This is a genomic window from Candidatus Binataceae bacterium (assembly GCA_035294265.1).
Classification (GTDB): Bacteria; Desulfobacterota; Binatia; order Binatales; family Binataceae; genus DATGLK01.
Window position 1 is genome coordinate 1 of the sequence record DATGLK010000085.1, and the last position, 12,944, is coordinate 12,944.

The window sequence follows — 12,944 nt, forward strand, 5'->3', positions numbered from 1 at the left end:
ATGCGCGCAAGCAAACATCGCGCCGGTGCGTCCAAACCCGGTAGCAACCTCGTCGGCGACAACCAGCGCACCAGCTTCCCTCGCCGTCGTCGCCAGTTCGCTTAGGAAGCGTGTCGAATGGGCCCACATTCCGGCCGCTCCCTGCATCAACGGTTCCACGACCAGGGCAGCTACCCGCTCGCCCTCGCGCTCAAAGAGCTGCCGTGCCCGGCGCAGGGCCTCGACTTCGGCGGCCTGCGGCTCCATCCCCTGATATAGGCGCAAGACGTGTGGCGGCTGGAGCTTCAAGGCCTCAAACAGCAGGCCGCGCAAAGGGCGATGAAAGAGATGGTTGTAGCCCAGGCTGACGGCGCCCAGGGTGTCGCCATGGTAGGAATCGGTCAGGGTAACGAAGCGCGAGCGCTCGGGCTGACCGCGATGGTGCCAATACTCGACCGCCATCCGTAGCGCAACTTCCACCGCCTCGGCACCCGAATCGGAATAGAAAACTCGAGTTAGACTCTTAGGCGCCAGACCGATCAGTCGCTCGGCCAGCTCGATCGCCGGTACATTGGTCAACCCCAGCATCGTGGAGTGGGCGACCTTGGCGCTTTGCTCCATCAAGGCTCGGTCCAGGGCTGGTTTACGATGGCCATGGACGTTGCACCATAGCGAAGCGACCCCATCGAGGTAGCGCCGGCCCTTGGTATCGATGAGATAATTGCCCTCGGCGCGTTCGATAATCAGAGGCTCCTGCGCCATCCAACTTTGCATTTGGGTGAACGGGTGCCACAGATAGCGCTGATCGGCGGCGGCCAGGCGGTTGGTGTCGGCGGTTTGGCTCATCGCTGGTTTAACCCCAGCTCGCGCGCGCATTGGGTGAAAGCCTGCGCTGCCTGCTCGAGATCCTGGCGACTGTGTGTGGCGATGGGGGTCACGCGCAGGCGTGCCGTACCCGGCGGTACGGTGGGAGGACGGATCGCGACCACAAAGACGTTGCGCGCCAGCAGAGCTTGTTCCAAATCCAGCGCGGCTTGGGCGGATCCGATCAGCACCGGGAGAATGGGAGTATCGGTGGCCATCACGGTAAACCCGGCATCTTTAAGCCGCTCCTTCAAATACGCGGCGTTGTCCCACAGTTGCCGGATGCGCTCGGGTTGTTGCTCAAGCAGTTCGAGTGCGGCGCTTGCCGCCGCGGCCATCGCCGGCGCCAAGCCGGTAGTATAGATGAAACCGCGGGCGCGATTGATAAGAAATTCGACTAGCCGCTCCGAGCCCGCCACGTAGGCACCGTAGCTGCCCAACGCCTTGCTCAAGGTCCCCATCTGAACGTCGATATGCGCCTGCAACCCCAGGGCCGCGGCCAGCCCGGCTCCGCCCGGGCCGAGGACGCCGACCGCGTGGGCCTCATCGATCATGACCGCGGCGTTGAAACGACGGGCCAGCTCCACGATGTCGGCCAGTGGTGCCACATCGCCGTCCATGCTGAAGACGGAGTCCGTGATAATCAGGCGGCGGCGGGCACCGCGCGCATCTTGAAGCAAAACTTTTAGGTGGTCGAGATCGCGATGGCGGTAAACGCGCACCGTGGCGTGCGCCAGGCGACATCCATCGATCAGGCTGGCGTGGTTGAGTTCGTCGCTCAAAATAATATCGTTGCTCCCGGCCAAAGCGGGAATAACGCCGATATTGGCCAGATAACCGGAGCCGAACACCAGCGCCGCCTGGGTGCCCTTAAGGCGCGCCAGCCGCTGTTCCAGTTCGCGGCACAATTCCAGGCTGCCCGCGACCAGGCGAGATGCCGCGGCGCCCACTCCCCAGCGTTCGATCGCGCCGGTGGCAGCGCGCTTGAGCGCGGGTTCGGCGGCTAGCCCTAGATAGTTATTGGAAGATAGCATGATAACGGTTCGGCCCTGGTAACTGACCCGTGGACCGTGCGCACTTGCAAGCGGGCGCAGCCGGCGCAGCAGCGCGGCCGCTCGCAGATCTTCAAGTTCAAGTTCAAGTTGCTGTTCGAATGAACCCATCTCAAGCATGGTCGATCTCAAGCCGGCCCCCCTCTTGCATCTCCCCCTGGCAATGCCTTGATGATTAAGGAAAGCGCCGCCACTTATGCAGGCGGCTGCTGTCAACCTCGCCGGGACTATCTTCAGAACAGATTTTTTTCGCTGTCCTGCTGAAGGCCAGCATAGCCGCTTACACCGTCTGCGCCAAAGGCGGCGTGGAACCCAGCAAAAGGCGCGGCTGGACAGCCTCCGGCAGCGGCGAAATTATCGCCATTCTTGAACTAAGAGCGGCAGCATGCGATGCTCCGTTTTTACCGGTGTGTGTTAGGGGTTGACCGCTAAGCCTGGCGATCGCGCTTGGGTCAGCCGAACTTTACGGGAGGACGATGCGATGAATTACACCAAGGCTCATGCCAAAGATCACGCGCTAGCCAATTGGCGCGGGGTGTGCAACGTCATCCTACCCAGCTTCAGCGCCGACTTGAAACGGCTCAACGAGAAAGCGATTCGCCATGACGTGCGGCGCAATATCGAGCATGGCTTTTGGGGCGCCCTGTTGGTGTCCGAATGTGCCACCACCGCGGCGGAATATCGCCGCTTCATGGAAATCGCGGTGGATGAGGCCAAGGGACGCCATCGCTTCCTGATGCACGGCACCTTCGACACTGCCGAAGACATAATCGCGATGGCGCGCGATGCCGAAGCGATTGGGATGGAAGGGCTGTTGCTGGGCCATCCCAATTCCTTCTACCCCAAAAGTGAAGAGCAGCTCTACGACTATCTGGCCCACGTCTGCAACCACACCAATCTGGCGGTGGTGCTGTTTGCCGCCTCCCACTGGAACTTCAGCCGGCTGCATCCCAGCGGCTATCCGCCCCGCGCGCTGGCGCGCGCGGCGGCCTTGCCCAACGTGGTCGCCATCAAATACGAGGTCGGGCGTCCTGGAATTGCCGGCGATTACGAGATGTGGAAGATGCTCAAGGGACAGCGGGTCCTATTCTCCGATCCCCTGGAGGCCCATTCGCCGCTGACCGTGGAACTCTTTGGCCAGCAATGGATGGGCACCAGCAATTACGAGTACTGGGGCGGCGCGGTACCAGAATACTTCGGCCTGCTCAACCAGGGCCATTTCGACCGCGCGATGGAAATATATTGGGGTATCAATCCTGCCCGCGCGGCCCGTGTCGCGATTCAGGCCACTTTCGGCGGCGCCAATTTCATCCATCGCTACCTGTGGAAGTACCAAGCCTGGCTGCAAGGTTATAACGGCGGGCCGATGCGCCAGCCAGTGATGAAGCTGACTGACGCCCAGATGCGCGCTGTGCGCGATCCGTTGACTCGCTCGGGCTTTACCGTGGCCGACGAAGCCCCGGCTGATTTCTATCTGGGGCGCAATCCCGAGTAGACCGGAGTTTTTCCATGGGGCTGATCTCGACCAAGACTTACGAAGACCTGCTGGGCGACGCCCTGGAGGCGCTGCTCTCCAAGGGAACCGCCACGCTGGAGGACTTCGCGCGCGGGCTCAACGAGGGCAACGTGCGTGGGCCCAACGGGCAGGCGTGGACGGCCGAATTGCTGGCGGCGGAGCTCAGGCGGCTGGGCAATTAAGGAGTGGCGGGCGGTTCCCGCCAGCGTGCCGCCTGGTTCTGGAGACAATCGATGGCTACGACTATTACGACGGTCGAGGAGCGATTGGAGAGCGGGCTGCTCAACCTATGGTACCAGGTGGCGCGCTCAAGCGAGGTTACCGATCGGCCGGTGGCCCTGCGCCGCTTACAACGCGACTTGGTGCTCTGGCGCGGCGATCAGGGGCAACTCAATGTCCTGGAGGACTTCTGTCCGCATCGCGGCGCCCCCTTGTCGTTGGGCCAGGTGGTCCAAGGCAACGTGATGTGCCCCTATCACGGGGTGCAAGTCACCGGTGCCGGGATCGTAGCCGCGGTCCCGCCCTCACCGGGCTGCCCGATGGTTGGGCAGAAACTGGTGCGCAACTACCCGGTGCGGGAGCAGGCCGGCGCGATCTTCGTTTATTTCGCCGAAGATCCCAATGCCGAGGCCCCCGAACCGATTTTCCCCGAGGAGTTGACCTCGCCCCAGTGGGATCAGTTTTTGTACGCCGCGGTCTGGCGCTGCAACTGGCAAGTGACGATGGACAATCGCACCGATCCGGTTCACGGCAGTTATCTGCATACCGGAACCTTTACGCTGGATCGTGGGCGCAAGGACACGGTGCTCAAGGTCGAGCCCACTGCTCACGGGTTCCAGACCTATCGCGACAATCAGCGCGGTGTAAACCTGGATTGGCATGAGGTGATATTCCATCCCGGTAACAGTTTCTGGATTCGCACTGAAGTACCCTATCCGCCGGCGTTCGGTGGTGGTTCCTTCTTTATCGTAGGCCATCCCACGCCTATCGATCGCGACGCGACCCTGGTAAATCTCTGGCGTACGCGCAAAGTTTCGGGTTGGCAGCGTGATCTGTGGCGCTTCATGTACAAAAACCGCCTCAAGCAGCGCAACGACGAGGTGGTCGAGCAAGACCGGGTGCTGCTGGAGGCGATTCCGCCTGCAGCGCGGACGCGCGAACGACTGTTCCAAACCGATACCGCCGTGATTCGCATGCGCCGCATGCTGCGAGCCGAAGCGATGCGTCAACTGGGAATTTCGGCATCCGGACCGGAGCAGGCCGCCGCCATGGCGGCTTTGGGGCAGGAGGGCTAGGGCCGTGAATGTCGGATGTATAGGGACGGGCCGGATGGGCAGCCGGATGGCCCGCCGGCTGGTGGATGGGGGCAACAAGGTTTTTATCTACGATGTCAGTCCGGCCAACTATCCTGCGCTGGTAAGCGCTGGTGCCACGGTTTGCGCCACGCCCGCCGCGCTCGCCGCGCAGGTCGATTTTGTCGTTACCAGCGTACCCGGCCCGCCCGAAGTCGAGGCCGCGATCACCGGTGCCGACGGCGTTTTGCAAGGCGCTCGCGCGGGGACCCTGGTTATCGAGACCAGCACGATCGGCCCGGCTCAGAGCCGCGAATTAGCGCGCCGATGCGCGCAGCACGGCGTGAAATTCATCGACGCCTCGGTAAGCGGAGGGGTCGGACCCGCCGAACGGGGCACGCTGACCGCGATGATTGGCGGCGAGCGGGCCGATTTCGAGGCCGCACTGCCGGTGCTACGTTGCTTGGCCAAGGGGATCCATCATCTAGGACCGCTGGGCAGTGGCAACGTGGCCAAGTTGATCAACCAAATCGTATTCCTGTCCTACGTCGCGCTGTTTTGCGAGGCTGCCGGCCTCGGGCGCGATTGTGGCCTAGATATTCCCGAGCTGGTTGAAGTCTTGCGCACCTCGGTCGCGGGCTCTCCGCTCATGACCGGCTGGGAACGCCATCTGGAAACCGGCGACCTCAAACCCGGCTTTCAGGTGAAGCGAGTGCTCAAGGATTTGGGGCTGGGCGCCGAGTTATGTCGCGAGCAGAACTATGATGCACCCATCTTTCAGACCGCGCTGCGCGCCTTTCGCGCCGCCGCCGAGGCGGGTTTCGCCGACCAGGACATGAGCGCACTCTTCCTGCGCAAGTCCTGAGCGGGAAACGACAAAGGCGGCTGACCAATGGCCTACCGCCTTTGTCGATGAAGAATTCCGAGCGAACGCTTACTTAGCTTGGATCGATTCGATATAAGCGACAATTGGATCGATGTAGCGCCGGATGGCAGCCGGCGTGCGCGGGGGTTGCCCGGGTCGAATATTGCCCGTGCGGAATACCTGTCCCCAAATCGGCATCTCGCGCGTGCCGTGCGATTTGCTTACTTGGGCGCCGGTGATGGTGTCATACACGTACTTGGTTGGGAACTTGCCGCCATGCGTGGCCGAAAGCTGGGTCAGGTCGGCAGGCTTGGTCTTAAGTTGATCAGCCATCGGCCCATCTCCCGTCCCACTCATTCCGTGGCAAGGCGCGCAATATTGCCGAAACTCCAGCCGCCCCGTGGTAACCCGTCCGCTGGTCATCTGCACCGGAGCGTGGCCAGCCTGAGCTAGCGCTGGTGTCGGGAGTGCAGCGGCAACCAGCAACGCCAGTGCGATTAGCGCGGGTCCGCCCAGTCGTTTAAGTTGATATGCCACCATTTGCCTCATCTCCGTGCGATGGTTAAAGGAGTCGGCCAAGCTTGCTTGCGCTGCCTCATCATATCTACTTGTCTACTTGGCTTGAATCGATTCAATATAAGACACGATCGGATCGATATAGCGTTTGACCGCGGCTGGGGTGCGGGGGCGTTGTCCGCCGGCCAGGTTTCCAGTGTAAAACACTTGGCCCCAAATCGGCATCTCGCGCGTGCCGTGCGATTTGGTTACTTGGACGCCGGTAATAGTGTCATACACGTACTTGGTTGGGAATTTGCCGCCATGCGTGGCTGAAAGCTGGGTTAAGTCCGCGGGCTTGGTCTTGAGCTGATCGGCCATCGGCCCATCTCCCGTCCCATTCGTCCCGTGGCAGGGCGCGCAGTATTGCCGAAATTCCAACCGCCCCGTGGTAACCCGCCCTCCGGTCATCTGAACCGCAACATGGCCCCGTTCCTGAGCCCTTACCTGTCCTGGCACCGCGGCAAACAGCAGCGCGAACCCCACAATCGCAGATATGCCTAGACCCTTAAGTTGTCTCGCCACCATTATTCCTCTCCCCCGTATGCAGTGGGTTAAGAGACTTTAGCGGCTGTTTGTAGCAGATATATGATGCACCGTCAAAGCCAAATTAGCGAAAGTCGGCAGAATTATTTGTGGCTTCTGGCCAGACTGGTGCGGCTCGGGTTAGACTTCGAAGTGGTTGATCATGTCCGCTAATCCCCAACCCGACAAGAAAAGGAAGGCGATAGGCTTGGTGCGACAGTTGCGCGAGCAGGGGTTTGACGCCTATTTCGCCGGGGGCTGCGTACGCGATCGCCTGTTGGGAGTGGAGGCCAAGGACTACGATATCGCCACTAACGCGCGCCCCGAGGTGATCCAACGGCTGTTTCCTAATACCGTCGCGGTAGGCGCCCGTTTTGGTGTAATCGTGGTGGTTAGCGAGGGGACGCCGTTCGAAGTTGCCACCTTTCGCGCCGACGCGCCCTACCTCGATGGCCGGCGCCCTTCGGCAGTGCGTTTCGGCACGCTGGCCGAGGACGCGGCACGACGCGACTTTACCATCGGTGGGATGTATTACGATCCGCTGACGGACGAGGTCATCGATCTGGTCGGCGGCCGCGCCGATTTGCGCGCTGGGATCGTGCGCGCGATCGGCGATCCCGCCGAGCGGTTTGCCGAAGACCGGCTGCGAATGTTGCGTGCGGTGCGCTTCGCTGCTCGCCTGGGCTTCGAGATCGAGCCGCGCACCTGGGCCGCAATCGCCGCTCATGCAAGCGCGATAGGTGCGGTTTCGGCCGAGCGAATCGGCGACGAATTGGTCATGATCATGACCGAGGGCAGCGCCGCGCGTGGGATGGAGCTACTGCGCCAATGCGGCCTGATGCATGAGATCCTCCCTGAATTGGAGCCACTGGCGCAATGCGCTCAACCCGCCAATTTCCACCCCGAGGGTGACGTCTGGCGCCACACCCTGCTGGCACTCTCGATGCTGGAGCAGGGTTGCAGCGAGACCCTGGCTTTTGGCCTGCTGTTTCATGATATTGCCAAACCTCCCTGCCGAGCCGAGAGCCAGGGTAAGGTCACTTTTTATGGACATACCGAACGCGGCGCTGAGATGGCTAGCGCGATTCTGCAGCGTCTCAAGCGCTCGCGCTTTGTCCAGGAAAGAGTGGCCTATCTGGTGCGCTACCACCTGCGCCTTACCATGGCGCCTCGGATGCGCCCATCGACGCTCAAGCGCATGCTGGCCGAGGATGGGTTCGAGGAGCTGCTTGAATTGTCCTGGTACGACGCGCTGGCCTCCAATAGCTATCTGGGGTTCTACCATTTCTGCCGTCGGGCGCTGGCCGCGCGCCAACCCCAGGAACTGCGCGAGGCGCGGCTTATCAACGGTCGCGACTTGATCGAGTTGGGTTTTACTCCAGGGCCTCGCTTCAAGACAATTTTGCGCGAGGTCGAGGACTTGCAGCTCGATGGCCAATTGCGCAATCGCGAACAGGCCTTGGCTTACGTCCGTCGCCAGCACGGCGGCCCCAGCCCAAGCTGAGTCGCCGTCACCGGCCGGGAGCCAACCATGGAAGCTGTCCTGCGTGCGGTCGCGATCACCAAGCACTTTGGTCCCACCCTGGCCCTGCAAGGGGTGGACTTCGTCGCCGAACCGGGTGAGATCCACGCCCTGGTGGGCGAAAACGGCGCCGGCAAGAGCACCTTGATGAACCTGATCGCGGGCCGAATACGCCCTGATTCGGGTGAAATCACCTTGGCCGGTCAGACCCTGCGACCGGGATCGGCGAAAGCCGCCTTGGCCGCCGGAATCGCCCTGGTCCATCAAAGCCCACTGCTGTTCGAGCGCTTTACGGTGGCCGATAATCTGATTGCCGGCGCTTTATGGCGCGGCGGGCGCGCGGCCCGCGCAGCGGCAGCCGCCGCTGCGCGAATGGCCGCCGAGTTGGATTTCCAACTGCCCCTCGATAGCACCCTGATCGAAACTCTTTCAGTCGCCGCGCGGGTGCGGCTAGAGATCTTGCGCGCCCTGAGTCTCGATCCCAGGGTGCTGATCCTGGACGAGCCCACCGGCCTGTTGGGGCCGCACGAACTGGCCGGATTTCTCGACTTGCTGCGCAAGCTGCGCGGCAGCGGTCGGATCGTGATCCTGATTACTCATAAGCTGCCCGAGGCGCTGGCGGTGGCCGATCGAGTGACGGTCCTGCGCGCGGGGCAGGTGGTGATGCGTACTCGCCCGGCAGAGATCAGCGAGGCGCGCTTGGCCGCCGCGATGGTGGGCGAAATCGTGCCCGCGCAGCAGCCGTTGAATACCCCCGCGCCCACTCCTCCGCGGGAGATCTTGCGGCTGGAGGCGCTAAGCCTGGAGCTGGCCGGCCGCGCGTCCCTCAAGGGCGTCTCTGTGCGGCTCGATTCCGGTGAGATCCTCGGAGTGGCCGGAGTTGACGGCAACGGACAGCGCGAGTTTGTCGAAACCCTGGCCGGTTTGCATCGTCCTACCGCCGGCCGCATCCTGCTGAACGGCCGCCCGCTGCCGGCCGGCGGCTGCGAGGAAATCGCCGTGCTGCCGCAAAACCGCGACCTGGACGGACTCATCCTGGATTTTCCACTGTGGGAAAATCTACTCCTGGCCGCGGTGCTGCGCCGGCGCGCGCGCCGGCACGGCTTAATTGATCGCGGCTGGGTGATGGGACTGTGCCAGGCCTTGATCGAACGCTTTCAGATCCGTGCGCCCGGGCCGCGGCTGACGGCCGGCGCGCTCTCCGGCGGTCATCGCCAGCGCCTGATGGTGGCGCGCGCGGTGGCCACCGCGCCCAAGGTCCTGGTCGCTCACGATTTGACCCGCGGCCTGGATGTCGCCGCGGCCGCCGCCGTTCATCGCGTAATCGGCGATTTCGCCGCCCAAGGCGGGGCGGTCCTGCTCTTCTCCACGGACCTCGATGAGGTCCTCAATTGCTGCCATCGCGTGGCCGTACTGAGTCGCGGCGTCCTGACCGAAGTCGCCCCCCAGCAACGGCATCCCGAACGAATGGGCCTGCTGATGGCCGGAGCATCCGCCTGATTTACCGTAGTTGGATAGCTTTGCGCGGGCCGCTGGCGGCGATCGCGTTGGCCTTGCTCCTGGTGGGGCTGGCTTTGGCGGCGGTGGGGATCGCGCCGCTAGCGGTCTTCGCCGCCCTGCTGGAGGGCGCGGCCGGAAGCTGGCTGGCAGTCACCGACAGCCTGACCAAGGCGATGCCGCTGGTGTTCACCGGCCTGGCGGTCAGCGTCGCTTTTACCGGCGCGCTGTGGAATATCGGGGCCGATGGCCAGCTTCTGGTGGGCGCGATGGCCGCCTGCGCCCTGGGTCTGCATCTGCCTGGTTGGCCTCATCTGCTCGCGGTCACGGCGCTGCTGTTGGCCGGCGCGCTGGCCGGCGCCTTGTGGAGCGGCCTATGCGGAATGCTCAAAACCCGCTACCGGGTCAACGAAGTCATCAGCACCATCATGCTCAACTATGTCGCGATCCAGGCGGTCAGTTGGGCCGTGCATGGGCCGCTGATGGAGCCCTCGCGCGCGCTGCCCGTGAGCGCGCCAATCGCGCCGGCGGCGCAGCTTGACCTCTATTTTGCTCCCAGCCAGCTCAACTTTGGGCTGGTGCTGGCGCTGCTGATGGCGGTTGGCTGCGAGATCTGGCTGTATCGGACCGAAGCGGGTTTCAAGCTGCGGGCGGTGGGCAAAAACGCGCGCGCCGCGGCTTTTTATGGCTTGGGGGTGAACCGGGTCACCCTCGCCACGATGGCGCTGTCGGGCGCGCTGGCCGGCCTGGGCGGCGCGGTTCAAATATCGGCGATCAGCGGCCGCTTGTACGAAAATTTTTCGCCGGGGTGGGGCTACGAGGCTATCGCCGTAGCCTTAGTGGCTCGGCTCAATCCATTGGCGGTCGTATTGACCGCTGGTTTTTTCGGAGCTCTGGACAACGGTTCGCAATCGATCCAACGAGTGCTGGGAATTTCCCCAGTGCTGGTCCAGGTGATCCAGGCGGTCGTTATCTTTCTCCTGCTTGCCTTTGACACCCCTGTTCTACGCCGCGCGCCCTCGAGCGCTCAAGCTTCTCAAACTTCCTCGGCCGAGCCCGCGGTCAATGCTTGAGGCGTTTGTCAGCTCGACCATCGCGATGGCCGCGCCCCTGCTCTTGGCCGCCCTAGGCGAGCTGGTGGTTGAGCAAAGCGGGGTCATCAATATCGGGATCGAGGGGATCATGCTGGCTTCCGCCTTCAGCGCGATGGCGGGAGGCTATTTTGGCCATAGCCTTCTGATCGGGCTGGTGGGCGCCATCGTAACCGGCCTGCTGATGTGCGCCCTGCTGGCGGTGCTGGTGGTCAATCTGGCGGTCAATCAGGTGGTCGCCGGTACCGCACTGGATCTGTTCGCGCTGGGTCTTACCGGCGTGCTTTATCGACGCGTCTTCAGCGCCACCGGAACCGCCTTCACCGTGGCTGGATTACCTCATTTGGAGCTGGGGCCCTTAACACGCATGCCAATGCTGGGACCGGCGCTGTTCCATCACAACGCATTGGTGTATCTGGCCGCGGTGCTGGTCCCGCTCACCAGCCTAGCCCTCAATCGGACTCCCTTTGGATTGCGCTTGCGCGCGGCCGGCGAAAGGCCGCAGGCCGCCGATGCTCTAGGGATGAACGTGTATCGCCTACGCTGGGAGGCGTTAATGATCTCGGGCGTCCTGACCGGACTGAGCGGCGCCTACCTCAGCCTGGGCTATGCCAATACCTTCGTGGAGGGGATGTCGGCCGGGCGCGGTTTCGTCGCCCTGGCGGTGGTAATCTTGGGCCAATGGACAGCGCCGGGCGTCGCCCTTGGGGCGCTTTTGTTTGGCGGTGCGATGGCCTTGCAATTTACGCTGCAAGCCGCCGGTACTCATCTGCCCTATCAGCTCTTTCTCGCCCTGCCCTATCTGCTCACCCTAGTAGTGTTGACCCCGATGGGTGGCCATGGCCGGGCACCCAGCGCCCTGGGCGAGCCCTATCTGTAACGTGGCCTCCGAGGGCGTAAGCGCCAAGCTGGCAAATGACGGGTTGTGTTTCTGCGCTGGTGAGTTATCATCCGGCTGGATGCCAGGAATGCTTACCCGGTCTGAAAGTTTTTCGCCCAGTTTCCCGGTCGCCTATTGCGCCTCGTGCACGCGCGAGGTTATCGCTTGCGTGGTTCTGGTCGATGGACGGGAAGTTCGCCAATGTGCCCATTGCGATCGGCCGCTTCAGGATGATTTGCGCTGGGTCGGCGCCGAAGCGGTTGCGGATCTGGGCTATGAGATCAGGCCTGCGCCGCGGGGCGGCGGTTGCGGCTGTTCCAGCGGCGGATGCGCGACTTGTCCGCGCCAGTGAAGCGTCAGCTTCGATCGAGCGCACCGAACTGGCGCAGCGCTTCGTAAACCACAATCGAAACGGCATTGGCCAAATTGAGGCTGCGCACGCCGGATTCGAAAATGGGGATCCGAAAGGCGGGGCCCAGCCCCGCTGAGAGCATCGCCGGCCCTAACCCTTTGGTCTCGCTGCCAAACAGCAGGTAATCGCCCGCGGTATAACCGGCGTGGATATATGGCGTAGTGGCGCGGGCGGAAAACAGTTTCATTGGGGCACCGCGATGCGCTTCTAAAAACCGTGCCCAATCTTCATAGCTGCGCACATCGACCAACGGCCAGTAATCCAACCCGGCGCGCCGCAGGTAGCGATCCTCCAGAGAAAAGCCTAGCGGGCCGACCAGGTGCAGGCGTACGCGGGTAGCCGCCGCCAGGCGCGCGATCGAGCCGGTGTTCTGGGGAATCTCGGGACGCACCAGCACTATGTTAAGAAGTGGCGTCATTCCGATGACGGGGCGGAAGCCGAGCGAATCGGATAAGTCCGACCCTGCAGGCGGAGCGCGAAGCCACCCGTGCTCTGCTCGACAAACAGCGGGCTTAAATGGTAGTAGGCTGGACGCAAAAATAGCGCGCGAAATTCTCCCTGCTTGACGGCGCAGTAAAGCGCATTGTCCGTCCCCACCTCCAGCGAATCGTAGGCCAGTTCTTCCCGGCTACCGTCGTTGAGCGTGACCGTCACCTCGCCGCCGCCCGATATATCGACGGCGGTGACGACATAGGGTGTGTCTTCGACGGTCACCGCGGCCTGCTCGTCGCCGACCTGCAGCCGGTAGTTGCCGTCGGGTGTGCGCCGCAAACTGCGACTGAACAGCAGGGCGATGCGAGGATTGTCGATACGCTCCGCGTCGCTGTACCAGTAGCCATCGCGGCGAAAAGAGATCCGGCCCGATTCGACCGGGTAGAAGCCGGCCCGCCCCAC

Annotated in this window: 15 protein-coding genes; 9 read left to right on the forward strand and 6 right to left on the reverse strand. The window is 62.9% G+C overall.

The genetic code is table 11. The annotated features are described in order from the left end of the window. Both VKV28_13330 and bioF read right to left on the reverse strand, forming a co-directional pair. Nucleotides 1-825, reverse strand: an 825-nt coding sequence (locus tag VKV28_13330; protein ID HLH77778.1) for an aminotransferase class III-fold pyridoxal phosphate-dependent enzyme, incomplete at its 3' end; no start/stop codon positions are given. After that, the gene (gene bioF, locus VKV28_13335; protein ID HLH77779.1) at nucleotides 822-2,006 is read right to left on the reverse strand and encodes an 8-amino-7-oxononanoate synthase; all 1,185 of its coding nucleotides are present in this window, start codon (nucleotides 2,004-2,006) and stop codon (nucleotides 822-824) included. The genes VKV28_13330 and bioF, both read right to left, overlap by 4 nt. A gap of 370 nt (nucleotides 2,007-2,376) precedes the next feature. Here bioF and VKV28_13340 point away from each other — a divergent pair, with 370 nt between their 5' ends. The 4 genes from VKV28_13340 to VKV28_13355 are packed head-to-tail and all read left to right on the forward strand — an operon-like array spanning nucleotide 2,377 to nucleotide 5,568. Beyond that, nucleotides 2,377-3,390, forward strand: a complete 1,014-nt coding sequence (locus VKV28_13340) for a dihydrodipicolinate synthase family protein (GenBank protein ID HLH77780.1) — start codon at nucleotides 2,377-2,379, stop codon at nucleotides 3,388-3,390. Nucleotides 3,391-3,404: 14 nt separating this feature from the next. Beyond that, the gene (locus tag VKV28_13345) at nucleotides 3,405-3,593 is read left to right on the forward strand and encodes a recombinase-like helix-turn-helix domain-containing protein (GenBank protein HLH77781.1); all 189 of its coding nucleotides are present in this window, start codon (nucleotides 3,405-3,407) and stop codon (nucleotides 3,591-3,593) included. Between the two features lie 51 nt (nucleotides 3,594-3,644). Then, nucleotides 3,645-4,706, forward strand: a complete 1,062-nt coding sequence (locus tag VKV28_13350) for an aromatic ring-hydroxylating dioxygenase subunit alpha (GenBank protein ID HLH77782.1) — start codon at nucleotides 3,645-3,647, stop codon at nucleotides 4,704-4,706. 4 nt (nucleotides 4,707-4,710) lie between these two features. Next, nucleotides 4,711-5,568, forward strand: a complete 858-nt coding sequence (locus VKV28_13355) for an NAD(P)-dependent oxidoreductase (GenBank protein ID HLH77783.1) — start codon at nucleotides 4,711-4,713, stop codon at nucleotides 5,566-5,568. Between the two features lie 69 nt (nucleotides 5,569-5,637). Here VKV28_13355 and VKV28_13360 read toward each other — a convergent pair whose 3' ends face one another. Together VKV28_13360 and VKV28_13365 are read right to left on the reverse strand one after the other, a co-directional pair. Beyond that, entirely contained in the window at nucleotides 5,638-6,108 is a 471-nt protein-coding gene (locus tag VKV28_13360; GenBank protein HLH77784.1) for a hypothetical protein, read from the reverse strand. A 72-nt stretch (nucleotides 6,109-6,180) separates the two neighbouring features. Next, nucleotides 6,181-6,651 (reverse strand): hypothetical protein, encoded by a 471-nt coding sequence (locus tag VKV28_13365; GenBank protein ID HLH77785.1) that lies wholly within the window; start codon nucleotides 6,649-6,651, stop codon nucleotides 6,181-6,183. 160 nt (nucleotides 6,652-6,811) lie between these two features. On the opposite strand from VKV28_13365, the gene VKV28_13370 reads away from it, so the two are divergent. The 5 genes from VKV28_13370 (at nucleotide 6,812) to VKV28_13390 (ending at nucleotide 11,990) form a co-directional block, all read left to right on the forward strand. Further along, complete coding sequence (locus VKV28_13370; protein ID HLH77786.1) at nucleotides 6,812-8,152, forward strand: CCA tRNA nucleotidyltransferase; 1,341 nt, start codon at nucleotides 6,812-6,814, stop codon at nucleotides 8,150-8,152. Between the two features lie 27 nt (nucleotides 8,153-8,179). After that, complete coding sequence (locus tag VKV28_13375) at nucleotides 8,180-9,670, forward strand: ATP-binding cassette domain-containing protein (GenBank protein ID HLH77787.1); 1,491 nt, start codon at nucleotides 8,180-8,182, stop codon at nucleotides 9,668-9,670. Between the two features lie 20 nt (nucleotides 9,671-9,690). Then, nucleotides 9,691-10,740 carry an ABC transporter permease gene (locus tag VKV28_13380; GenBank protein HLH77788.1) on the forward strand — a complete coding sequence of 350 codons (1,050 nt, stop codon included), beginning with the start codon at nucleotides 9,691-9,693 and terminating at the stop codon, nucleotides 10,738-10,740. Then, nucleotides 10,733-11,638, forward strand: a complete 906-nt coding sequence (locus VKV28_13385; GenBank protein ID HLH77789.1) for an ABC transporter permease — start codon at nucleotides 10,733-10,735, stop codon at nucleotides 11,636-11,638. The genes VKV28_13380 and VKV28_13385 overlap by 8 nt, the downstream gene beginning before the upstream one ends. An 88-nt stretch (nucleotides 11,639-11,726) precedes the next feature. Further along, nucleotides 11,727-11,990, forward strand: a complete 264-nt coding sequence (locus VKV28_13390) for a hypothetical protein (protein ID HLH77790.1) — start codon at nucleotides 11,727-11,729, stop codon at nucleotides 11,988-11,990. Between the two features lie 4 nt (nucleotides 11,991-11,994). Here VKV28_13390 and VKV28_13395 read toward each other — a convergent pair whose 3' ends face one another. Then, nucleotides 11,995-12,468 carry a tRNA (cytidine(34)-2'-O)-methyltransferase gene (locus VKV28_13395; GenBank protein HLH77791.1) on the reverse strand — a complete coding sequence of 158 codons (474 nt, stop codon included), beginning with the start codon at nucleotides 12,466-12,468 and terminating at the stop codon, nucleotides 11,995-11,997. Continuing rightward, entirely contained in the window at nucleotides 12,465-12,944 is a 480-nt protein-coding gene (locus tag VKV28_13400; protein HLH77792.1) for a hypothetical protein, read from the reverse strand. The genes VKV28_13395 and VKV28_13400 overlap by 4 nt, the downstream gene beginning before the upstream one ends.

Bases quoted from the DNA above. Each gene is read 5' to 3' on its own strand.
- VKV28_13360 (HLH77784.1), bottom strand. From the start codon at position 6,108: ATGGTGGCATATCAACTTAAACGACTGGGCGGACCCGCGCTAATCGCA.
- bioF (HLH77779.1), bottom strand. From the start codon at position 2,006: ATGGGTTCATTCGAACAGCAACTTGAACTTGAACTTGAAGATCTGCGA.
- VKV28_13370 (HLH77786.1), top strand. From the start codon at position 6,812: ATGTCCGCTAATCCCCAACCCGACAAGAAAAGGAAGGCGATAGGCTTG.
- VKV28_13395 (HLH77791.1), bottom strand. From the start codon at position 12,468: ATGACGCCACTTCTTAACATAGTGCTGGTGCGTCCCGAGATTCCCCAG.
- VKV28_13390 (HLH77790.1), top strand. From the start codon at position 11,727: ATGCTTACCCGGTCTGAAAGTTTTTCGCCCAGTTTCCCGGTCGCCTAT.
- VKV28_13385 (HLH77789.1), top strand. From the start codon at position 10,733: ATGCTTGAGGCGTTTGTCAGCTCGACCATCGCGATGGCCGCGCCCCTG.
- VKV28_13365 (HLH77785.1), bottom strand. From the start codon at position 6,651: ATGGTGGCGAGACAACTTAAGGGTCTAGGCATATCTGCGATTGTGGGG.
- VKV28_13340 (HLH77780.1), top strand. From the start codon at position 2,377: ATGAATTACACCAAGGCTCATGCCAAAGATCACGCGCTAGCCAATTGG.
- VKV28_13345 (HLH77781.1), top strand. From the start codon at position 3,405: ATGGGGCTGATCTCGACCAAGACTTACGAAGACCTGCTGGGCGACGCC.
- VKV28_13375 (HLH77787.1), top strand. From the start codon at position 8,180: ATGGAAGCTGTCCTGCGTGCGGTCGCGATCACCAAGCACTTTGGTCCC.
- VKV28_13350 (HLH77782.1), top strand. From the start codon at position 3,645: ATGGCTACGACTATTACGACGGTCGAGGAGCGATTGGAGAGCGGGCTG.